Below are 21,569 nucleotides of genomic sequence, written 5' to 3'. Positions count from 1 at the left end.
CTATTGACATCTATGTCAGTAATGCTATCTGGACAGCATCAAATGATTCGAACGGGAACGACCCATGACCCCCACCATCTTCTCTCACCCCGACCGCCAGCCGCAGAAGTTCCGCCCGTTCAAGGCGTTCCAGCACTTCCGCAAGCTTATCAAGGACAAGGAAGACACCGAGCAGGTGTTCCACATCTTTGAGAATCTGCCGCGCAAGGGCTTCATGGACGACGCGCGCGCCTTCGTCGAAAGCGATTTCGGCCAGAAGCTGATGGAACGCGAACCCTATCTGCCCGACCTGCTCGACGACCATGCATGGATCGACGAACTGCCCGAAGGCAGCGTCGGCCACGCCTATGTCACCTTCATGCGCCGCGAAGGCCTGTCGGCCGCGGGCCTTGTTGCCGAAGCCGACAAGATGGGCCGCCCCAAGTTCGACGACCAGGTACAATGGTATTCGAACCGCCTGCGCGACACGCACGACCTGTTTCACATCCTGACCGGCTATGGCCGTGACGCGCTCGGCGAACAGTGCGTGCTCGGCTTCACCTATGGCCAGACGGGCAATTACGGTAATGCCTTTATCGCTTATGCCGGCGGTTATGAAGTGAAGCGCGGCGTCAAGAGCAACGCGCCGGTGTTCGGCGCGATCCGCCAGGGCCAGCGCCACGGCAAGGCGTCGAAGGCGATCATCGAGCAGGATATCCGCTCGCTGCTCGCCGAATCGCTCGAAGCCGCGCGCGCGCGCCTCGGCATCGGCGAGCCGACGCTCTATCAGGAAGCGCACCGCGCCTACCGCAACCGCGGGATCGATCCGTATAACTTCCTCGCGGCAAAGGCCGCGATGGCCTGAACTGTTCCCCGGCGAAAGCCGGGGAGACCCAGCCAGCGCCGGGGAACCCGGTACTCAACCTACGCTTTCCGGCCAGACCCGCGGGCTGCGCGGCGTCTCCAGCCTGTAGTCGGAATAGGATCGGGAAAATATCTCGCGGCCCAGACGTTCGGCGTCCCCGATCGGGTTCGCCGGATCGTTGCGCACTTCGCCGCGGCTGTTGCCGGCCCCGCGCACCACGCTGACAAAATCCGAATTCGTGTAGCGGGAAAACTCCTGAATCTGGTGGACGATGCCGAGGGCCACGCCGGGATATGTTTCCTCGGACGCCAGCACCAGCCCGAGCCGTTTCCGCGCCATCGCCGCAAGCGCTTCCTGCGAGCCCGGATAGGAGGCCGCATAATAGCAGAAGCTGCGATCGAAGAACGCCTTGATCTGGGCGGACACGCCGTACCAATAGATGGGCGAGCAAAAAATCACCCCGCGCGCGGGCAAAAACTCGTCGAAGAACAGCGCGCGATACGGATCGTCGATCGCGCATTCGCCATCGGAGCGGCGGCATTGGCGGCAATCGCGCAGAAACCCCGAAATATGGTCATCCAGAAATCGCAGTGCGACATCGCTGCCCGCCGCCTCGGCGCCGCGCCCGACGGCTTCGGCAAGCGTCGCGGTGTTTCCGTTCCTGCGCGGGCTTCCGACAAGAATGAGCAGTTTTTCCGGCATATCGGCCGATCCTTTCGCGTGCGACACGGCGCGGCTGCCATGTCTTGTTGACGCAAAGGGGTGGCGTGATACTTTCTATTGATCAACTACCTACTATTTTGTCAGGTACATACTTTCAGGTAAGAATTGGCGATCATGTCGACACGCAATCAACCCTATAATGACGGTCTCGGGCCGGTGTTCGGGATTATCGGCGGGAAATGGAAGGCGCTGATTCTCTGGGAACTTCACGGCACGCCCGTGCGCTTCGGCGCGCTTAAGCGGCGTATTGCCGGGATCAGCGAAAAGATGCTGATCCAGCAATTGCGGGAAATGGAAGCCGATGGTCTGGTCCACCGCGAGATGTTCCATCAGGTTCCGCCGCGTGTCGATTATTCGGTCACCCCCTTGGGCGCATCGCTCAACGAAGCGCTGACGCCGCTATGCGAATGGGGGAAACATAATCTGCAACCCCCGACGACCGGCGGCCGGTGAGGTTGGTCAGCCGAGCTTCGCGATCAGCGCCTGCGCCGCCGCCGGGTTGCGGACCTTCGCGCCCGATATGAAGAAGAGATAGACGTCGCGGTCGCCCTTCGCCCAGTCGCGCGCCTGCTTCGCCCATTGGTCGAGCGCCTTGGCGTCATAGCCCGTTTCGACATCCTCTTGCGAACGCTGCAGGCGCGCATAGGTGAAGTCGGCGGTCTGTTCGTCGATGCAGGGGAAATCGTCGCTGTCGGCGAAGACGATCGCCATGTTCCGCTCGCGCACCATGTCGATAAAGGCTGGGTCGCGGAAACTTTCGTCGCGCACCTCGATCGCGTGGCGGAGCGGCAAGCCGTCCTGCGTATCGGGAAGCAGGTCGAGGAAGCCCGCGAAATCGTCGCGATCGAATTTCTTCGTTGCCATGAACTGCCAGTGGATCGGGCCGAGACGGTCGCCGAGCCTCGTCAGCCCCTGCGTCAGGAACTTCTCGATCGACGCAGCACCCTCTTTCAATACCTTGCGGTTGGTCGTGAAACGTGACGCCTTGACGCTGAACTTGAACCCGTCGGGGACCGCCTCCGCCCAATTGGCGAAGGTTTCGGGCTTCTGGCTGCCATAATAGGTGCCGTTGATCTCGATCCCGGTCAAATGCTGGCCGGCATATTCGAGCTCGCGTTTCTGTGCGAGCCCGGCGGGGTAAAAGGGACCGCGCCACGGTTCGAAGGTCCAGCCCCCGACTCCGACATAAATGCTCATCGGCCCCTCTCTTTCACGACGACGTCAGGCGAGCGCCGCGTCGGCTCCCATCAAATTCGGGAAAAAGCCCTCATGCGCTTCGCGAAGTTCCGCCAGCGTGACCTGATGGTCGCTGCCCTCCAGTTCGAAGACGATGCGGTCCTTGATCGTGCGGCCGACGGGATCGACGGGCACGTCTGCGCGGCCCGCGGCGTCGAGGAAGTCAGCAAGGCAGGTGTCGCAGACAGTGACGAGATACAGCCCCTGATCTTCGCCGAAGAAACTTTCGGCGACGCCGAACGGCTGCTCTTCGCTGACGAGCACGCCGATGTTCGACTTGAGCGCCATTTCGGCGAGGGTCACCGCCATGCCGCCGTCCGACACGTCGTGGCACGCCGTGATCCAGCCGGCGTTGATCGCGCCGCGGATGAAGTCGCCGGTGCGCTTTTCGCAGCGGAGGTTAACCTCGGGCGGCGGGCCTTCTTCGCGGCCATGGATTTCGCGCAGCCACACCGACTGGCCGAGATGGCCGGCGCGTTCGCCGACCGCGAGCACGATGTCGCCGGTGCGCTTGAAGCCGATGCCGACCGCCTTGTTCCAATCCTCGATCACGCCGACGCCGCCGATCGCGGGGGTCGGCAGGATCGCGCTGCCGCCGCCGGTCGCCTTGCTCTCGTTGTAAAGGCTGACGTTGCCCGACACGATCGGATAGTCGAGCGCGATGCACGCCTGCGCCATGCCGTCGAGACAGCCGACGATCTGGCCCATGATTTCGGGACGCTGCGGGTTGGCGAAGTTCAGGCAATTGGTGATCGCGAGCGGGGTGGCGCCGACCGCGCTGATGTTGCGCCAGGTTTCGGCGACCGCCTGCTTGCCGCCCTCGACCGGGTCGGCGTAGCAATAGCGCGGGGTGCAGTCGGTCGACATGGCGAGCGCGCGGTCGGTGCCGTGGATGCGGACGAGTGCGGCGTCGCCGCCGGTCTGTACCGTGTCGGCGCCGACCTGGCTGTCATATTGTTCCCAGATCCAGCGGCGGCTGGCGATGTCGGGGGTGCCCATCAGCGTCTTGAGGTCGGCCGCGACGTCCTTCGTCTCGGGGACATTCGTCAACTCGGCCTGTTTCGGGGTCGCAACGTGGGGGCGGTCATAGAGCGGGGCGTCGTCGGCGAGCGGCGCGAGCGGGATGTCGCAGACGATCTCGCCATGATGCTCGAGCACCATGCGGCCGGTGTCGGTGACGGTGCCGATCACGGCGAAATCGAGTTCCCATTTGTGGAAAATCGCGGCGGCGAAATCCTCGCGGCCGGGCTTCAGCACCATCAACATGCGTTCCTGCGATTCGGACAGCATCATCTCATACGCCGTCATGCCGGTTTCGCGCTGCGGCACATCGTCCATCTTGAGGTGGAGGCCGACGCCGCCCTTCGACGCCATCTCGACCGAAGAAGACGTGAGGCCCGCGGCGCCCATGTCCTGGATCGCGACGATCGCGTCCGACGCCATCAGTTCGAGGCACGCCTCGATCAGCAATTTTTCGGTGAAGGGGTCGCCGACCTGCACGGTCGGGCGCTTTTCCTCGGCATCCTCGCCGAAATCCGCGCTGGCCATGGTCGCGCCGTGGATGCCGTCGCGCCCGGTTTTCGAGCCGACATAGACGATCGGATTGCCGACGCCGCTGGCGGCCGAATAGAAGATCTTGTCCTGCTCGGCGACGCCGACGGTCATCGCGTTGACGAGGATGTTGCCGTCATACGCCTTGTGGAAATTGACCTCGCCGCCGACGGTCGGCACGCCGACGCAATTGCCGTAGCCGCCGATGCCGTGGACGACGCCCGAGATGAGATGCTTCATTTTCGGATGGTCGGGGCGGCCGAAGCGCAGCGCGTTGAGGTTCGCAACAGGGCGTGCGCCCATCGTGAAGACGTCGCGCAAAATGCCGCCGACCCCGGTCGCCGCGCCCTGATAGGGTTCGATGTACGACGGGTGGTTGTGGCTCTCCATCTTGAAGATCGCGGCGAGCTTCTTGCCGCCTTCGCCTTCGCCGATGTCGATCACGCCGGCGTTCTCGCCGGGGCCGCAGATCACCCAGGGCGCTTCGGTCGGCAATTTCTTCAAATGGAGGCGCGAGCTCTTGTAGCTGCAATGCTCGGACCACATGACCGAGAAGATGCCGAGTTCGACCAGGTTCGGCTCGCGCCCGAGCGCGTGGAGGACGCGATCATATTCCTCGGGCGAAAGCCCATGTTCGGCGACGATTTCGGGGGTGATGGCGGGCGCGTGCTGAGTCATGGCGCGCCTTTAGCCGCACAGGCGCAAAACGAACAGACCCCATGATGCGAAAACATCATGGGGTTGCTGTCGGAGAGACGGTTTAGCGCGAGGCGAGGGTGGCTGCCGGCTTCACGAGCGGCGCGACGTCGCGCAGCGCGAAGCTGACCTGCTGCGAGCCGACGGCGCCGCGCACGCGGTGCTGTCCGACGCGAAGCGTAAACGGCTTGCCGGTGCGTTCTTCGACGCCGCTGATCACGCGCGTGTCGCCAACCTGCGTGACGCTATAGCTGTAGGTGCTGCCTTCATGCTCGAAGCGGTTGGTCGGCGCATCCTTCGCGAGGGCGACGGACGGTGCCAGCGCGAGCAGGCCGAGGGCGGGGAGAATGAATTTTTTCATGATGCAAGTCCTTGTCTAATGAACAAAACTTGCCTTCGGAGCCCCTCTCTTCTTGTGCAGTGCAGCATGACTGGCTCGCGCGGCGCGAGCAATTGCAAAAAACAGAACCGCGATTGCGCGGCGCGAAGAGGTCAGGTGTGGACGGACACCACAAGCCGCCGGCGGGCGCCCGCCCACGCCGCGGTCCCGGCGAGCAGCGCATAAGCGAAGAGCATCGTTGCAGGGATGGCGAGCGAATAGGCGGGCTCCTTCGGACCGAACCAGTCGACCGCCTGCGCAAAGGCGAGCAGCCCGGCGAGTATCCACAGCCGACGGTTGCCGCCCGGCGCTTCGGTGCGGCGCAGATAATAAAGAAAGGCGCCGCCGATCAGCAGGATCTCGAGCGGCATTGCGATCAGCGGATGGTTCCAGAGCCCGAGCCCCAGTTTGGGCGGCATGCCATAGAGCGTCAGATCGGGGATATGGACGATGAGGTCGATGAACCAGTGCGACACCACGACCAGCGCGGCGCCGATCGCCGCCTCTTTGCGTTTGGTCGCGAACCAGACGAGCAGGCCGAAAATCTTCGCCCAGATCAGCGCGCCGAGCAGGCTGTGCGTATAGGGCATGTGGTACAGATCCATCGGGTTCATCGCGGCGATGCCGGGGACGATCCGCATCGCCTCGATTCCCGGGATCAGCAATGCGGCAAAGCCGACGTCGACGAGCTGCGCCGCCACGAACAATGTCCCCAGCCCCGCCGCCTTTGGACGGGCCGCGACGATCAGCGCCGGGGCGAAATGGCCGATGAACATGGCGCGACGCTATAGGGCAAAATCACCACGTCAAGCTTGACCGAACGGGGGCGAAGGGGCCAAAGCAGGGCCATGACGGACACCCCCGACACTGCTGCCGCCGCCGCCGATATCGCTTCGCTGTCGTTCGAGGCCGCGATGGGCGAGCTTGAAACGATCGTGCGGAGGCTCGAGAGCGGCGATGTCAGCTTGGAAGAATCGGTGACGCTCTATGAGCGCGGCCATGCGCTGCGTGGCCATTGCGAGGCGCGGCTCGCCGCGGCGCAGGCGCGCATCGAACAGGTCAGCCTGGGCGCCGACGGCCGGCCGGCGGGAACGACCCCCTTCGGCGAAAGCTGATCCACGGTGACGCTCGTCGACAGCGAAGCTTCGCGCGAGAGGCAATTGCTCCTTTCCACCCAGAATGAGGTTGCGGCCGGGATCGACACGCTGTTCGATCAACTGCTCGCCGTTCCGTCCGACCCGCGCCGACCGCTCTATGAAGCGATGCGCCATGCGGCGGTGGCCGGCGGCAAGCGGCTGCGTCCTTTGCTCGTTCGCGCCGCGGGCGATCTGTTCCATGTCGACCGCACGCTGACGCTGCGCGTCGGGGCGGCGGTCGAGGCGATGCACGTCTATTCGCTGATCCACGACGACCTGCCATGCATGGACGATGACGACATGCGCCGCGGCAAGCCGACGGTGCACAAGGCGTTCAACGAGGCGACCGCCGTGCTCGCGGGCGATTCGCTCCATGCGCTCGCGTTCGAATGGCTGTGCGATCCGGTGACGAGCGCCGATCCGTTCGTGCGCGGCGAGCTGTGCTGCGAACTGGCGCGCGCCGCGGGGCCGGCGGGGATGGCGGGCGGCCAGATGATGGACCTCGCCGCCGAGACGTCGAACTTCGACCTGCCGACGGTAACACGGCTCCAGCAGCTCAAGACCGGGGCGCTGATCGCCTTTTCGGTCGAGGCCGGTGCGATCCTCGCGCGCATCCCGCCCGAGGGCCGCGCGCCGCTGCGCGCCTATTCGCGCGACATCGGGCTCGCGTTCCAGATCGCCGACGACATCATGGACGTCGAGGGCGACGAGGAATTGGCGGGCAAGGCGCTGCACAAGGACGACGCCGCGGGCAAGGCGACCTTCGTCACCCTGATGGGGCTCGAGCGCGCGCGCGAACAGGCGACCGCGCTCGTCGAACAGGCAATCGGACATCTCGCGAGTTTTGGCGATGAGGCGGCGCTGCTGCGCGCGATCGCCCGTTATGTGGTGGAAAGGGACCGTTGATGCGCATTGGGGTTTATCCCGGAACCTTCGACCCGATTACGCTGGGGCATATGGACATTATCCGCCGCGGCGCGAAGCTGGTCGACCGGCTCGTCATCGGGGTAACGACCAATATCACCAAATCGCCGATGTTCGACGATGATGAACGTATCGCGATGGTGCAGGCCGAGGTCGCGTCGATCGAGGGTGACATCCGCGTCGTCGGCTTCAACTCGCTGCTGATGGATTTTGCGGAGCGCGAGGGCGCGAACATGATCGTCCGCGGGCTGCGCGCGGTTGCCGACTTCGAATATGAATATCAGATGGCGGGGATGAACCAGCAACTCAACGACCGGATCGAGACGGTGTTCCTGATGGCCGACGTCGGGCTGCAACCGATCGCGTCGCGGCTGGTCAAGGAAATCGCGATTTTTGGTGGCGACATCCAGAAATTCGTAACGCCGTCGGTCCGCGACGCCGTCGTCGCGCGCATCGCCGAGCGGGGCTTGCTCCAGGGCGAACGCTGATACCGATCATTGAGCGTTCAGCTTTTTCCGGCTAGGGCGCGCCATCGGGGCGCAAATCCAGTTTATTATCCAAAGGCCGATCCAGCATGAAATCATCCTTCCGCCCCTTGATTCTTACGGCGATGGCATTCGGTCTCGCGGCTTCGGCCGTTGCGCAGGATGCGCCGCCCGCACCGGGGCCGAACCCCGAGCAAAGCCAGCCGGCGCCGCCCGTCGAAACGCCCCCGCCCGCGCCGGTCGAAACCCCGACCGCGCCCGCGACGACCGAAGCTGGCCCGGCGACCGTGGCGCCGCCTGCAATCCCGGCGATGGCCCCCGACCAATATATGGGCGTCCCCGAATATATGCTCAACATCGACCTTTCAACGGGCGGCAGGATCGTGGTCCAGCTCTATCCGAATGTCGCGCCGAACCATGTCGAGCGCATCAAGCAACTGGCGCGCGCTGGCTTTTACGACGGGGTCAAGTTCCACCGCGTGATCGACGGCTTCATGGCGCAGACGGGCGATCCGACCGCGACGGGGCAGGGCGGATCGCAGCTCCCCGACATCAAGGCCGAATTCAACCCGACGCCGCATCTGCGCGGCACGCTGTCGATGGCGCGCGCCGAGAGTGAGGATAGCGCGAACAGCCAGTTCTTCATCATGCTCCAGCCGCGCTTCAGCCTCGACCGCCGCTACACCGCATTCGGCCGCGTCATATCGGGCATGCAATATGTCGACGCGATCCATAAGGGCGAGCCGCCCGAAGTGATGTCGCGCATGGTGCAGGTGTCGGTCGCTGCCGACAACAAGCCGATCCCGCCCGCCTCGATGCTGACCGAAACGGTGCCCGCTCCGGTCGCTGCGCCCGCGGTAACGGTCGACGAGCTCAACGCGCCGATCAAGCAGTAAGCGCGGGCGCGCGCACCAAGATTATGCGCGTCGACGCCTTCGATTTCGATCTGCCTAATGAGCGTATCGCGCTCCGCCCCGCGCGGCCGCGCGATGCGGCGCGGATGCTCGTGGTCGATGGTGACGAGATCGCCGATGCGGGGGTCGGCGACCTGCCGGCATGGCTCCGCCCCGGCGACTGCCTCGTCTTCAACGACACACGCGTCATCCCGGCGCAGCTTGAGGGGCGGCGCGGAGACGCACGGATCGGCGCAACGCTGCACAAACGGATCGACCTGCGCCGCTGGCAGGCGTTCATCCGCAACGCCAAGCGGCTGCGCGTCGGCGAGACGGTCGATTTCGGCGCGGGGGCCGCGGCGCTCGCCGACGAGCGGCTGCCCGACGGTAGCTTCATCCTCGCCTTCGCCGGCGACGAGCCGGTCGAAGTCCTGCTCGAACGTGCGGGCACGATGCCGCTGCCGCCCTATATTGCGGGCAAGCGCCCCACAGACGACGCCGACCGCGCCGATTATCAGACGATGTTCGCGCGCGAGGATGGCGCCGTCGCGGCGCCGACCGCGGCGCTGCACTTCACGCCGAAGCTGCTCGAAGCGCTCGCGGCGGCGGGCGTCCTGACCGAGACACTGACGCTGCACGTCGGTGCCGGCACCTTCCTGCCAGTAAAGGCCGACGATACCGAAGATCATGTCATGCACGCCGAGTGGGGGCGGATCGACGCCGATACCGCCGCGCGGCTCAATGCCGTGCGCGCGGCGGGCGGCCGCGTCATTGCGGTGGGCACCACCAGCCTGCGCCTGCTCGAAAGCGCGGCGCAGGATGACGGCGTGATCGCGCCCTTCGCGGGCGATACCGCGATCTTCATCACCCCCGGCTATCGCTTCAAGGCGATCGACGGGCTGATGACCAACTTCCACCTGCCGCGCTCGACGCTCTTCATGTTGGTCAGCGCGTTGATGGAATTAGAGACGATGCAGGCGGCCTATGCCCACGCCATCGAAAGCGAATATCGCTTCTATAGCTATGGCGATGCCAGCCTGCTGCTCCCGCGTCAGAGCGACCGGTCGGCGTAAACCGCCATCGCTTCCGCGATGAACTCTGGACATCCCGGTAGCTCGCCATCGTCATAGGTGCCGCGGAATTCGGGGTTCTCGACATAATAGCGGCCGAGGCCTTTGAAGGCCGCGGCGTCGGGCGTCCAGCTGTGCGAGACCCAGCGATAGTGACGATCGGTCACCGCCTGCACCGCGTCGGATGCGGGGGCGGCGCCTTCGCGGAACAGGCGCTGGAAATCGGCGCGGATCGATTCCATCTCGGCCTGGATCGCAGCGACCTGTTCCTTGCTGAACGATCGTGCCTTCGCCGCCGCCGCCGCGACTGCGTCCTTGCCCCAAAATTCCTCGGCCTCGCGCTGCCAGCGGTCGCGCGTTTCGGGGGCAATGCCCGCGTAATAGTCGTTGTCTTCCATGTCCTCGTCCTTTTCCAATGATGCGATCGTGCGATCGATGGTGCGAATGAGGGTCCGGTAATGGCCGATCCGGCCTTCGAGCGCGGCGCGATGCTCGCGCAGCGCCGTCAGCGGGTCGAAGGCGGGGTCGTCGAGCACGGCGGCGATCTCCGCCAGCGGCAGGCCAAGCTCGCGATAGAAGAGGATCTGCTGCAGCCGCAGCAACTCCTCCCTGCCATAATAGCGATAGCCGTTGGCGCCGACATGGCCGGGCTTCAGCAGGCCGATGGCATCATAATGATGCAGCGTCCTGACGCTGATGCCCGCCGCCCTAGCGACCTGCCGAACCGTGCGCATTCACCGTCTCCTCATCGTGGGACGGCCTATCGGGGATGACGCAGCGTGAGGGTCAAGTCCTTTCGTGCGCGCCTAATATTCGATCGTGATCTTGACCTTGGCCGGATCGACGCCCGCGAGTGCTGCGATCTCTTCGCGGCTCGCCCGGACCAGCGAATGCATTTGCTGCGCGCTCGCCGCGGAATCGGCATGCGCCGCCGACGGTCCGCCGGCGAGCAGTTCGTGCTCTGAAATGCCGAGAGCCTCGGCCAGCGCGGGCAGGTTGCTGCGCCGCGGTACGGTCTTGCCGCTTTCCCACGCCCAGATGCTCGGCCGGCTGAACCCCGTCTGATCCGAAAGCGCCGCGCGGCTGAGGCCGCGTTCCTTCCGGAGCCGGAGCAGGCGCTGGGCCAGCATTTCGTCGCCGTCGGGAATGCGCGCGGGATCGACGTCCCCCGGAAGCGGATTGCGCAGCTGCGCCGCGCTGAGCGCCGCGCGCGACAGCGGCCGGTCGAAACGGCAACCCGCGAGCGCCTCGCTGCGCCACACGATGGTGGCGGCGCAATCGGGCGCTTCGGGCAATGCGATCGTAAGCCGCTGACCGATGGCCAGATCGGATGCGGTTTCGATCAGCATGCCGGTCGCTGACAGGTTGTGGATCGCCACCGTCGTGCCCTCGCTGCCTTCGAGCGATCCCGCCGCTTCAAATCGCATATGCATGCGCGGCGCGCCGCGCGTGCTTCCGTCGGTCTGTTGCTTTTCGATCATCGCATGAATGGGCATGGTTTAGCGCTATGCGCGGCGATCGGTTGTCGAGTGGTTAATGGGGGGCGCCGCATCGCGGGCACATGCTCCGCCGGGTGCCCCGCAACAAGGTCCGTTCGCTGTCCCCGGGGCGAACTGTGCGCCGCTTGCGGCGGGTGAATCGGCAATCCGTCATGGGTTTCTCGGGATTTCAGTAACTCAAATTAACTTATAGCTAATTTTTCTGTTAAGATTTTAACGGCGGCTGTCCCGATTCTGAACGCCGATAGCTCGACCGGCCGATTGACGTGCGCCGGATTAACCCTCGACAGGCGCCGGAAAGCGCCGATTTACGTTGAACTTGAACGACATCGCCGGCGCCCAATTTTGGCCGGACCCAATTTGGGGGTGCGAAGCTGTCTTAATTTATGTACTAAGTTTTTATTAACAGACGGGTTGATGAGTCGGGTCGCGGCTCATCGGGCACGGGGGTGCCGATGGCCAGCCGCAAAGCGGAGCCTGAAACCGTCCGGATTTTTGGGGGTTCGAGTCATGAGGTTCATGCTTTTTGCGCTTGCCGCGGCGGCCTTTGCTGTGCCCGCGAACGCAGAAGAAATCCGGAACGTCAAATCGCTCGAAATCGCGGTCAGCGGGGCGATCCGCCAGCATTGCGCGATGGGCAGCATCGTCAATATGGATTTCGGCAATCTGGAACGCCGCGGACTGGGTATCGAAACGCGCGTTGCGCTCGATTGCAACGTCCCTTTCACGATGACGATCAAGGGCGCCCGCGGCGGCCTGACCCACACGACGATGCCGAACGGCCAAGGCCCGTACAGCGGCGTCCTGCCTTATAATCTCGCCGTCGAAATGCCCGTGCGATATCCGTCGCGGCAGACGGTGAGCCAATCCTTCAACAGCCGCCAGCTTCTGGCCGGCGGCGTCATCTCCAGCAACGGCGGCATCGCGACGGACGGCATGGTCCTCGCGGTCGAGCTTGGTGAGCCTTCGGGCGAGGCCGGGCTGCTGGCTGGCGACTATTCGGAAACGATCACGATCACGGTCTCTCCAATCTAGAAATTCGCCTGCGGCCAGGTCGCGGGCGGAATTAAGCCGGAAGGGTAGGCACCGATGCCCTCCCGGTTCTCCGACCAGACGGTGCAAAAATCACGCCGTCGCCCGGCTTTTGGGCAGGGCGTAATAATAGAGGGAAGAAGATTATGAAGAAGATCCTTAGCGGCACCGTCGCCGCCATCGCACTCATCGCGACCCCGGCCATGGCGCAGACCAACCAGCGTCACTATGCTGGCACCGGTTCGGTTTCCATTCCGTTGGTCGGCAGCGTTCCGGTGGATTACCAGATCACCAACCCGCAGCCGGGCCTTTTCGGCATCAATGCTGGTCAGCTTCTTGGCGAGCTCGGCGTCGCGCTTGAAGTTGGCACGCGCTACCGTGCAGTGGCTGACGCTCCGAGCGACAGCGAAACCGCGACGCCGACCGTCAACGTCGAATTCTCGTTGACCGGCACCGTGAACCGCGACTGCTCGTTCTACGCTGGCAACACCTCGAACGCCCGCAACATCGACTTCGGCGTGATCGGCGTTCGCACCGGCAACAACGAGAACGTCAACTCGGCGTTCGAAATGGTCGGCCCGGCCGAAGCCAACATCGACACGCTGACCGCGGGTTGCAACACCAACAACTCGGTCGAAATCAGCAAGGACGATATCCGCGGTCTCGTGAATGCGAACCCGGGTGGCTATGACACCGACGAGTTCCAGGCGAACATCCCTTACTCGGTGACCGCTTCGTGGACCGGCGTTGCGCTGAACGCGCAGACCACCGGTTCGGCTCAGTCGCTCGTCGTCCCGACGAACGGCAACGCCGGCCTGAAGCAGCAGGGTGCATGGCGTTCGCGCATGGACATCGACATCGTTGCTCCGGCCGTCACCAACAAGGGTCTGGTCGCTGGTTCGTACACCGGCAAGACCACGCTGACGCTGCGCGCTCTCTAATCCCGCGCGGTAACGAATAGGGAGAGGGGAAAGAGCGATCTTTCCCCTTTCTTTATGATTTGATGGAATATGCCGCGTGACGGCAGGGGGATGGGGAATATGACAGCTTTTGCGACGGTGAAGCGTCATGCGCGCGCGCTCTTGGCTGCGCTCGCCGCTCTCGTGCTACTGGTCAGCCCCGCGCTGGCGATGCGCGTCTCGCCGATGGTCGTCGAAATGGAATCGCGCGGCACCAATGCGGTGGCGCGAATCGAGGTCCAGAATATCAATCCCGGCAATCTGGCGTTCCAGACCCGCGTTTTCCGGATGGAGATCGACAAGGAGGGGAATATCGTCGAAACCCCCGCCGACCAGGATTTCCTGATTTTCCCGCCACAGGGCGTTTTGCCCGCCAGCGGACGGCAGGTCGTTCGTCTGCAATGGGTGGGCGGCGGCGAGTTGGCGGCATCGCAAGCCTATTATGTCTCGGTCGAGCAATTGCCCGTCGCCTTTGAGCCCGGCTCCGCCGACGCGCTCGGCGCGCAGGTCCAGGTGCTTTACAATATGCGCGCGCTGGTCGTGGTGGCGCCTCCCGGCGCGAAGCCCGACGTCAAGGCGACGACGGTCAAGCAGGTCATGTATCAACCCCCCGCTTTGCCGGGATCGAAAGAATTGCCGCCGATGCAGGACGGGGTCGAAATCACCCTGCGCAACGACGGCCGCCGCCACGCCATGATGTCGAACTTCGGCTGGCAGCTGGAGGGCACCGGCACCGACGGCAAATGGCTGCGCGTCGATATTTCACCCGAAGAACTCAATCGCGCCGTCGGCACCGGATATGTGCCCGCCCAGGGCGAGCGCGTTTTCCGCGTGCCCGTTCCCGGCTTTGGCCCCGGACCGATCAAGCTGTCGTTCAAGCAGTGAGGATCGGGTTCGCTCTGAGTACGGTGGCGCTGTCGGCGCTGTGTGCGAGCACAGCGGCGGCGCAGGTATCGATTCCGCTGCCGCAAAACCCGCGGCCTTCGCCGACCGTTCAGGATCCGGGCGCCCCGACAGTCATTCCGCTGCCGGGGACGCAGATCCCGCCGATCCCGACGCCGACGCCGGTCATGCCGCAGCTTCCGATCGGGGCGCATGGCCGCCCGGATATCAACCCGTACGACCGCGACATCGAAATGACGGTGCCGCTGACCTTCCAGAGCAGCAGCCTCGGCGATATTCCGATGATGCTGACCGCGGACGACCGCTTCCTGCTCGAATCGGCGACCTTCGTGCGGCTGATGCAGCCGGTACTGAACGAGGAAGCGCATGCCGGGCTGGCGTCGCGTCTGGCGTCGCTACCCAATTTCGGTTCGGACGACCTCGAAAAGACGGGCGTTCAACTCACCTACGACCCCAGCACCCTGGCGGTCGTCGTCGTCGAGGTGTCCGCCGAACAGCGGGCGATCAAGGATATTTTCGCGCCGCCGCGCGAAGACGCCAACGATGTGACGATGCAGCCCGCGGGGTTTTCGGCTTTTTTGAACCTCAGCGCGATTCAAAGTTATATCTGGGAGGGCAATCAGGCCGATCCGCCAACGATTAACTTCGACGGTGCGGTGCGGCTCGGCAAATTCGTGTTCGAAGGCGACGCACAGGTCGGGCAGCAATTCGGACTGGCCGGGGATTCGTATAAATTCACGCGCAACTATGCGCGCCTCGTTTATGACGAGCCGGAGGTTTACCGACGCTGGTTCCTCGGCGATCTCGACCCCGAAATCCGCGGCCAGCAATCCTTCGTCGAAATGGGCGGCGTCGGCGTGCTGCGCCAGCGGCGGCGGTTCAACAGCTTTCGCTCGGCGATCCTCCAGTCGAATCGCCAGCTGGTCCTGCAACGCGAATCGACCGTTCGTTTCCTGCGCAACGGGTCGCTTTATCGCGAGGTCCGCCTCCAGCCGGGCCGCTACGACTTCAGCTCGCTGCCGCTGATTGCGGGCAGCAACGATGTCGATATTCAGGTCACCGACAACAGCGGCGCGGTCCAGAATCTTTCCTATCAGCAATATCTCGACCCGATCGACCTCGATCCTGGCGATTATGAATATGGCGCCTTTTTCGGCCCGACCAGCCGCACCTTCGGCGGCGCGCCCGATTATCGCGGTCCGGTCGCCTTCACCGGTTTCTTTCGCAAGGCGTTTTTCAATCGCCCCGCGATCGGTGTCGGCTTCCAGGCCAGCAAGGATGTCCAGCTGCTGACCGGACAGACCCAGTTCGTCCTCCCCAACGGCGGCCGTCTGCTGCTCGATGCCGGCGGCAGCCATTCGAAAACCGCGGGCGAGGGTTTCGCCGGCGGCGTCAGCTATGAACATTTCATCGACCGCGAAGGGCTGTCGGACAGTTTCACGCTGCGCGCCGACTATCTGTCGCCCAAATTTGCAACGCTCGGCAATGTCGATGGGGTCAACACGACGTCGGCAACGGTTACGGGGCAGTATTCGCGGCAATTCACTATGCGCCTGACCGCGACGGCCTCGGCGTCCTACCTCAAGGGCCGCGGTGCGCTCGGCGACAGTTATCGCGCCGGGGTTACCAGCTTTTACCGTGTCGACCGGCGCTGGACGATCCGCGCCGGGGTCGACTACGCCAAATTTCCGTCGGCCTTTTCGCGCGGCAGCGGGGTCAGCTTCAACGTCGGCCTGGTCTTCCAGCCCGATTATCGCCGCCGCGCCGAGGCGCGTTATGAAAGCCGCGACAATCTGGGCGAGCTTTCCTACAACCAGAGCGGCCTCAACCAGCTCAACAGCCTCGGTTTCGGCGGCGTCGTCACCCGCGACGACAACAGCGCGCGCGCACTCGGTTATGCGACCTATTCGGCCAACCGCTTCGATGCATCGATTAGCCACGCGACGTTCGGGCCCAGCCTGTCCGATGTGGCAGAGCTCAATGCGACGACGGTCCGCGTCGGCACCAGTCTGGCCTTCGCCGACGGCAGCTTCGGCATCGGGCGGCGCATCAACGACAGCTTCATGCTGCTGTCGCCGCACAAGAATCTCGGCAAGCGCAGCGTCGTCGCCGGGCAGTCGCTCGCCGAGAATAATTATATCAGCAAGAGCGGTGCGCTGGGGGCAGCGGTCAACAATTTCCTCGGCTCCTATGCCACTCAGTCGGTGCAATATGACGTCGAGAATCCGCCGACGGGCTACGACACCGGCCCCGGCGTGTTCCGCGTCCATCCGCCCTACAAGAGCGGCTATGCGGCGCGCATCGGTACCGATGCGTTCGCCAGCGTGATGGGCACGTTGATCCTCGCGCCCGAAAAGCCCGTGTCGCTGATCGGCGGTCGCGTGACGCTGCTCGACGTCAAGGACGCCGAAAGCCCCAAGCCGATACCGTTCTTCACCAATTCGGTCGGACGCTTCGCGATCACCAACCTGCTGCCGGGCCGCCGCTATCTGGTGGAAACCTATGGCCCGAATGGCACGATCGACCGGAGTTTCGAATTCACAGTACCCGCGGACACCGATGGTCTATTGAACCTTGGCACCGTTCGCCCCGGTACGAAAAATTAGGAGGCATTATGCTGCGCCATACCCTGTTCCTCGCCGCCGCATTCCTCGCTGTGCCGCTTCACGCGCAGGCGCCGGCGCCGGGCGCCAACATCCGCGGCGCCGATTGCCTCATCCGCGCCAACGCGACGCCGACAAGCTGGCTGATCCAGGGCTATGATCCGTTCGACAGCGCGATTCCCGAAGGCACGTTCGGGGTCACCTTCGTCAACGAAGGCACCGCGGAATGCCGCTTCACCCCGACGTTCGAACTGAGCCAGCCGCCCTTTGGCCTGTCGAAGGGCACGGGCAAGCCGATCGGCTATGCCCTGCTCAACCTGACCGATACGCAGGACGTGACCCCGCGCGTCGGGCGGACGCAGCGCAGCCCGTCGCAGCGGATGCTGACCCTCGGCGCCAATGCATCGCGGACCTTGCTCTTCAAGCTGGTTGCCGATCCCGACGATGTGAAGGAGTCGGGCACCTTTACCCAGGACGTGACGCTGGAAGCGCAGGACGGCAATTTCCGCTCGCTCGGCGGCACGCGCATCGTCCTTGGCATCGATGTCCTGCCTTCGGCGCGGATCGGCCTCGCGGGTGCCTACACGATGAGTGACGGGCATGCGGTCGTCGATCTCGGCGAGTTGCGCCCCGGCGTCGCGCCGGTGCCGCTTCAGCTTCGCGTTGCCAGCACGGGCTCCTATGACCTCAGCGTCACGTCGGTCAATTCGGGCCGCTTGCGCCTCGGTTCGAGCGAATGGTATGTGCCTTACAGCCTCGCGATCGGCGGAAATTCGGTCAATCTCACGGGCATGCGCACCATATCGGGTTCGACGAACGGCAACCTCCGCCGCGACGCGCTGCCCATCCAATTCCTGATCGGCAACACGTCCGATCGCCGCGCGGGCGTTTACAGCGACGTGATCTCGATTGCGGTGACCGCACGCTGACTCATCCGCTGCGGTCGCGCCTTCCGGCGGCGCGCTTTAACTGAATGTTAGATTTGCGAGCCTAAACAATCATCCAACAGCTTCGGCCTACAGGCGGAAAGGTTTGGCGGATGATTCAGAAATTCTCGCTCGGCGTTGCGAGCTTCGTACTCGCTGCGGCACCGACGACCGCCACGGCGGCCACGTTCGGCTTCAACCTCAGCCTGACGGTTCCCGTTCATTGCACGGTGCAGCATCAGGCGACGGGATTCGGCGCGATCAGCGGCAATGCCGTGTCGCTGGGCAGCTTCCGCGAATATTGCAATGCGCCGACGGGCTATGATCTTGTGATCAACTATGCGCCGGGTTCGCTGGAAGGCGCCCGGATCATCGCCGGAAATGACGAGATCGTCCTCAACGGCTCGGGCCGTGCGGTTCTCAGCCGCGCGACCGGCCCGCGGGTCCGGGAACGACCCATCGCGGCAGTGCCCGGTGAGCAGGGCTTCGATACCGATCGTTTCGAACTGACGATCATTCCCACCTGACGTCAGCCAGTTACGGCCAAACACAAAACCCTCCGGCGACGTCGGAGGGTTTTGTGTTGCGCGACCTGCGGGTCACATCTCGATCGTGAACTTGATGTTCTCGGGGCTGACGCCGGCCGCCTTGGCGATTTGCGCCTTGGCTTTCGCGACCAGCTCGTTCAGATTTTCGGCCTCGTCAATGCCGAGGAGTTCGGCGATTTCGACGCCGAGCGCGAGCGACAAGGCTTCCATGCGGCCGGCTTTGGGCCGCGCCTTGTCGAGTTCCCATGCGGAAATCGACGGTTCGCTGACCCCCAAATGGATGGCGAGCTGTCCCTGAGTCAGTTCCCTTGCCGTTCGCAGCCGCTGCAGGCGGACGCCGAAGCTTTCCGCGGCGGCGGGCCGGTGGTCGGGCGCGGGCGCATCCGGGCCCACCACGCTTCGCAGCTGTGCGGCGCTGAGCGTTGCGGGCGAGATCGGCATTTCGAACTGGCATCCGGCGATGCCCTCGCTGGTCCAGATCACGCGGGCGGCGGTTTTTCCGCTGTGCGGCAGATTGACCTCGACCATCTCGCCGACCTCGAGCGGCACCGTGCTTTCGACGAGCATGCCCGTGGCGGAAATATTGTGGACCAGCGCCTCGATTTCGGCGCCCGCCGCCTTCGACCCGTGGAGCGGAAGGCGCAATTGCCGGCGCGACGCACGGCCATTTCCGGCCGATCGCAGCGTGTTGTCGAGATACACAGTCATCGCCATGAGCGCATCCATCGCGAGCCCGATATTAACATTTGGCTTCGCCGAAAGGTTAATAGGGCAGGGCGCCCGAAAGTCACGGGGACGGCCCCGGGCCGCGGGCAAGCGATGCCGGCAACATCCTCGAATGGCACGGTTTCCGGAAAACCCTTAGATATTTACACTATCGCAATTCCTTGTCGGCATAGCAGCGGGCGTGTGGGGATCAGGTGAAGAGTTTGTTTGATGGACGGGCCATCGCGGATGGATTCCAGCGACCGGGGGGATGACCAAGTCGATGAGGGCCAGCGCGGCTTTTTCGGCTTGATCGGCTCGCGTATCGGCAAGCAGCGCGATACCGCGGCGAACTTGCACACCCATGAAGCGCTGCTGCTGCTCCAGAATTACGAGGAGAGCGGCCAGGGCTGGTTCTGGTCGACCGACGCCAAGGGCCGGCTGACCTATATCACCGATTCGGTGGCGCGATTGATGGGGCGAACGACCGGCCAGCTGCTCGGCACCGCTTTTACCGACCTGTTCCTGCCCGGCGACAATCACGGCGAGCGCCAGCGCACCTTGCCCTTCCTTCTCACCAGGCAATCAAAGTTCGACGAACTGCCGCTGCGCAGCGCGTTCGAGGGCGACGATCGCTGGTGGGCGATTTCGGGCCGGCCGCAGTTTGACGGCGGCGGCAAGTTCACCGGCTATCGCGGCAGCGGGACCGACGTGACCGCACAGCGCCGCTCGGCCGAGGACGCCTCGCGGCTTGCGCTCTATGACTCGCTGACCGGGCTCGCCAATCGGTTCGCCATTTCGAAAAAGCTCGACGCGACGCTCGCGGCCTTCGCGCAGCAGCAGCGTTCGTGCGCGATCATGCTGCTCGACCTCGACCGCTTCAAGCAGGTCAACGACACGCTCGGCCATCCGGCGGGCGATGCGCTGCTGAAGCAGGTCGCCGAACGGCTGCTCAAGATCGTCGGCGACAGGGAGATGGTCAGCCGGCTGGGCGGCGACGAGTTCCAGATCATCCTTCCCGACATCGAGGATCGCGGCAAGCTGGGCGACATGGCCGCCGACATCATCGCCAGCCTGTCGCAACCCTATTCGGTCGAGGGCAGCCGCTGCATCATCGGCGTGTCGGTCGGCGTCGCGATCGCGCCCTTCGATGGTCTGAGCAGCGATGACCTCGTCCGCAACGCCGACCTTGCGCTCTATGCGGCAAAGGGGAACGGCCGCGGGCGGTTCAGTTTCTATTCGAGCGACCTCCACACCGCGGCCGAGGATCGCCGCGCGCTGGAGGACGATCTGCGCGACGCGCTGGTGCGAGATGAGATGACGCTGATCTATCAGCCGGTCGTCAATTCCAAATCGAACCTGGTGAGCGGGGTCGAGGCCCTGATCCGCTGGACCCACCCCGAACGCGGCGTGATCTCCCCCGCGGTGTTCATTCCGATTGCCGAAGAGGCCGGCCTGATCTGGAAACTTGGCGAGTGGGTGCTGCGCACCGCGTGCGAAGATGCGGCGCGCTGGCCGGGCGACATGCGGGTGGCCGTCAACGTCTCGCCGATCCAGTTCGCGAATGCGGACCTGCCGAAGATCGTCGCGAAGGCGCTCGCGTCGACCGGGCTTGCTCCGGGCCGGCTCGAACTGGAAATCACCGAAAGCGTGTTTCTGGGCGATACCGCCGAGACCGCGCGGATGTTCAAGGCGCTGAAGGAGTTGGGAGTTCGCCTGGCACTCGACGATTTCGGCACCGGCTATTCGTCGCTCGCCTATCTGCAATCCGCCCCGTTCGACAAGATCAAGATCGATCAGAGCTTTGTTCGCGATGCCACGATCCCGGGGTCGCGTAACGGCGCGATCATCGCCGCGATCGTCGCCCTTGCCGAGGCGCTCGAAATGGAGACAACCGCCGAAGGCATTGAATCGCTCGACCAGCTCGACCTCGTCCGCAAGCTGAACGTCAGTCACGTCCAGGGCTATGTCTACAGCAAGGCGGTGCCGCAGGCCGAACTGCTCGACCATGCCGAGGGGGCGTGGACGATCAAGCCGGCGGGCCCCGCGCGCCAGCGCAACGACCGCTTCTCGCTGTTCCGCAAGGTTGGCGCGATCCACGACAACCACCGTTATGCCGTCGTGATCCGCAACCTGTCGGCCACCGGCGCCTTCATCGAGGGGCTGCTGGATGTGCCCGTTGGCACGCGCTTCGTGATCGATTTCGGTGAGGGGCAGCTTGTCACCGCGACCGTCCGCCGGTCGATGAGGCATCAGCAGGGCGTTGAATTCGAACAGACGATGGTCAGCGACGGCAATGGCGGGCTCTGCACGCGTCACCGCGTTTCGCCCTATCTGATCGCGGCTGCGACCCAATCGACTTCCGCGCTCGCGCTGCCCTCGTTCACGACGACGAGCGACTGGAAAGCCGCCTAGGGTCGGAACCCCCTCGGCGCTGACCCGTTCTGTCTCCAACCG

General features: G+C 64.3%; 22 protein-coding genes. 14 read left to right on the top strand and 8 right to left on the bottom strand.

The window, feature by feature from the left end:
* Positions 1–64 precede the first annotated feature (64 nt).
* Entirely contained in the window at positions 65–844 is a 780-nt protein-coding gene (locus tag ASD73_RS10920; protein ID WP_056372241.1) for a Coq4 family protein, read from the top strand.
* Between the two features lie 54 nt (positions 845–898).
* On the opposite strand, the gene ASD73_RS10915 is transcribed toward ASD73_RS10920, so the two are convergent.
* The gene (locus ASD73_RS10915; protein ID WP_056373511.1) at positions 899–1,546 is read right to left on the bottom strand and encodes a flavodoxin family protein; all 648 of its coding nucleotides are present in this window, start codon (positions 1,544–1,546) and stop codon (positions 899–901) included.
* A gap of 135 nt (positions 1,547–1,681) precedes the next feature.
* On the opposite strand from ASD73_RS10915, the gene ASD73_RS10910 reads away from it, so the two are divergent.
* On the top strand, positions 1,682–2,020 hold the full coding sequence (locus ASD73_RS10910; RefSeq protein ID WP_056373509.1) for a winged helix-turn-helix transcriptional regulator: 339 nt from the start codon (positions 1,682–1,684) through the stop codon (positions 2,018–2,020).
* A 6-nt stretch (positions 2,021–2,026) separates the two neighbouring features.
* Here ASD73_RS10910 and ASD73_RS10905 read toward each other — a convergent pair whose 3' ends face one another.
* The 4 genes from ASD73_RS10905 to ASD73_RS10890 form a co-directional block, all read right to left on the bottom strand.
* Complete coding sequence (locus ASD73_RS10905) at positions 2,027–2,764, bottom strand: DUF72 domain-containing protein (RefSeq protein ID WP_056372239.1); 738 nt, start codon at positions 2,762–2,764, stop codon at positions 2,027–2,029.
* A 24-nt stretch (positions 2,765–2,788) separates the two neighbouring features.
* Positions 2,789–5,032: a phosphoribosylformylglycinamidine synthase subunit PurL gene (gene purL, locus ASD73_RS10900; RefSeq protein WP_056372237.1), complete on the bottom strand. Its 2,244-nt coding sequence runs from the start codon at positions 5,030–5,032 to the stop codon at positions 2,789–2,791.
* Between the two features lie 82 nt (positions 5,033–5,114).
* Positions 5,115–5,411 carry a hypothetical protein gene (locus ASD73_RS10895; protein ID WP_056372235.1) on the bottom strand — a complete coding sequence of 99 codons (297 nt, stop codon included), beginning with the start codon at positions 5,409–5,411 and terminating at the stop codon, positions 5,115–5,117.
* 131 nt (positions 5,412–5,542) lie between these two features.
* Positions 5,543–6,205 carry a hypothetical protein gene (locus ASD73_RS10890; RefSeq protein WP_056372230.1) on the bottom strand — a complete coding sequence of 221 codons (663 nt, stop codon included), beginning with the start codon at positions 6,203–6,205 and terminating at the stop codon, positions 5,543–5,545.
* Between the two features lie 72 nt (positions 6,206–6,277).
* Here ASD73_RS10890 and ASD73_RS10885 point away from each other — a divergent pair, with 72 nt between their 5' ends.
* The 5 genes from ASD73_RS10885 to queA all read left to right on the top strand — a co-directional run bounded on the left by ASD73_RS10885 (position 6,278) and on the right by queA (position 9,940).
* Positions 6,278–6,544: an exodeoxyribonuclease VII small subunit gene (locus tag ASD73_RS10885; RefSeq protein ID WP_056372228.1), complete on the top strand. Its 267-nt coding sequence runs from the start codon at positions 6,278–6,280 to the stop codon at positions 6,542–6,544.
* Positions 6,545–6,589: 45 nt separating this feature from the next.
* Positions 6,590–7,471 carry a polyprenyl synthetase family protein gene (locus ASD73_RS10880; protein WP_056373507.1) on the top strand — a complete coding sequence of 294 codons (882 nt, stop codon included), beginning with the start codon at positions 6,590–6,592 and terminating at the stop codon, positions 7,469–7,471.
* The gene (gene coaD / locus ASD73_RS10875; protein ID WP_056372226.1) at positions 7,471–7,977 is read left to right on the top strand and encodes a pantetheine-phosphate adenylyltransferase; all 507 of its coding nucleotides are present in this window, start codon (positions 7,471–7,473) and stop codon (positions 7,975–7,977) included. Before ASD73_RS10880 ends, coaD begins: the two co-directional genes overlap by 1 nt.
* 122 nt (positions 7,978–8,099) lie before the next feature.
* A complete protein-coding gene (locus ASD73_RS10870) occupies positions 8,100–8,870 on the top strand; it encodes a peptidylprolyl isomerase (RefSeq protein ID WP_235534333.1) in 771 nt (256 codons plus the stop codon).
* A gap of 23 nt (positions 8,871–8,893) precedes the next feature.
* On the top strand, positions 8,894–9,940 hold the full coding sequence (gene queA, locus ASD73_RS10865) for a tRNA preQ1(34) S-adenosylmethionine ribosyltransferase-isomerase QueA (protein ID WP_056372222.1): 1,047 nt from the start codon (positions 8,894–8,896) through the stop codon (positions 9,938–9,940).
* Here the strand turns inward: queA and ASD73_RS10860 are convergent.
* Together ASD73_RS10860 and ASD73_RS10855 are read right to left on the bottom strand one after the other, a co-directional pair.
* A complete protein-coding gene (locus ASD73_RS10860) occupies positions 9,919–10,671 on the bottom strand; it encodes a MerR family transcriptional regulator (protein ID WP_056372221.1) in 753 nt (250 codons plus the stop codon). The genes queA and ASD73_RS10860 overlap by 22 nt on opposite strands.
* Positions 10,672–10,743: 72 nt before the next feature.
* Positions 10,744–11,433: a helix-turn-helix domain-containing protein gene (locus ASD73_RS10855; protein WP_056372219.1), complete on the bottom strand. Its 690-nt coding sequence runs from the start codon at positions 11,431–11,433 to the stop codon at positions 10,744–10,746.
* 513 nt (positions 11,434–11,946) lie between these two features.
* Between ASD73_RS10855 and ASD73_RS10850 the strand changes: the two genes are divergently transcribed.
* The 6 genes from ASD73_RS10850 to ASD73_RS10825 all read left to right on the top strand — a co-directional run bounded on the left by ASD73_RS10850 (position 11,947) and on the right by ASD73_RS10825 (position 18,386).
* Positions 11,947–12,471 (top strand): hypothetical protein, encoded by a 525-nt coding sequence (locus ASD73_RS10850; protein ID WP_056372217.1) that lies wholly within the window; start codon positions 11,947–11,949, stop codon positions 12,469–12,471.
* A gap of 143 nt (positions 12,472–12,614) precedes the next feature.
* Entirely contained in the window at positions 12,615–13,409 is a 795-nt protein-coding gene (locus tag ASD73_RS10845) for a hypothetical protein (RefSeq protein WP_056372215.1), read from the top strand.
* A gap of 99 nt (positions 13,410–13,508) precedes the next feature.
* Complete coding sequence (locus tag ASD73_RS10840) at positions 13,509–14,312, top strand: fimbrial biogenesis chaperone (RefSeq protein WP_056373505.1); 804 nt, start codon at positions 13,509–13,511, stop codon at positions 14,310–14,312.
* The gene (locus ASD73_RS10835) at positions 14,309–16,936 is read left to right on the top strand and encodes a hypothetical protein (protein WP_235534331.1); all 2,628 of its coding nucleotides are present in this window, start codon (positions 14,309–14,311) and stop codon (positions 16,934–16,936) included. Before ASD73_RS10840 ends, ASD73_RS10835 begins: the two co-directional genes overlap by 4 nt.
* A gap of 8 nt (positions 16,937–16,944) precedes the next feature.
* Entirely contained in the window at positions 16,945–17,862 is a 918-nt protein-coding gene (locus ASD73_RS23200; RefSeq protein ID WP_056372214.1) for a hypothetical protein, read from the top strand.
* A gap of 110 nt (positions 17,863–17,972) precedes the next feature.
* Positions 17,973–18,386, top strand: a complete 414-nt coding sequence (locus tag ASD73_RS10825; RefSeq protein ID WP_056372212.1) for a hypothetical protein — start codon at positions 17,973–17,975, stop codon at positions 18,384–18,386.
* A 72-nt stretch (positions 18,387–18,458) separates the two neighbouring features.
* Here ASD73_RS10825 and ASD73_RS10820 read toward each other — a convergent pair whose 3' ends face one another.
* Positions 18,459–19,121, bottom strand: a complete 663-nt coding sequence (locus tag ASD73_RS10820) for a helix-turn-helix domain-containing protein (RefSeq protein ID WP_162248149.1) — start codon at positions 19,119–19,121, stop codon at positions 18,459–18,461.
* Positions 19,122–19,361: 240 nt separating this feature from the next.
* On the opposite strand from ASD73_RS10820, the gene ASD73_RS10815 reads away from it, so the two are divergent.
* Positions 19,362–21,527 carry an EAL domain-containing protein gene (locus tag ASD73_RS10815; protein ID WP_235534329.1) on the top strand — a complete coding sequence of 722 codons (2,166 nt, stop codon included), beginning with the start codon at positions 19,362–19,364 and terminating at the stop codon, positions 21,525–21,527.
* Positions 21,528–21,569: the final 42 nt, after the last annotated feature.

Source organism: Sphingopyxis sp. Root154 (assembly GCF_001427105.1).
Taxonomy (GTDB): domain Bacteria; phylum Pseudomonadota; class Alphaproteobacteria; order Sphingomonadales; family Sphingomonadaceae; genus Sphingopyxis.
Note: the sequence above shows the minus strand (reverse complement) of the source record. Positions and strands in the feature narration are given on the sequence as shown.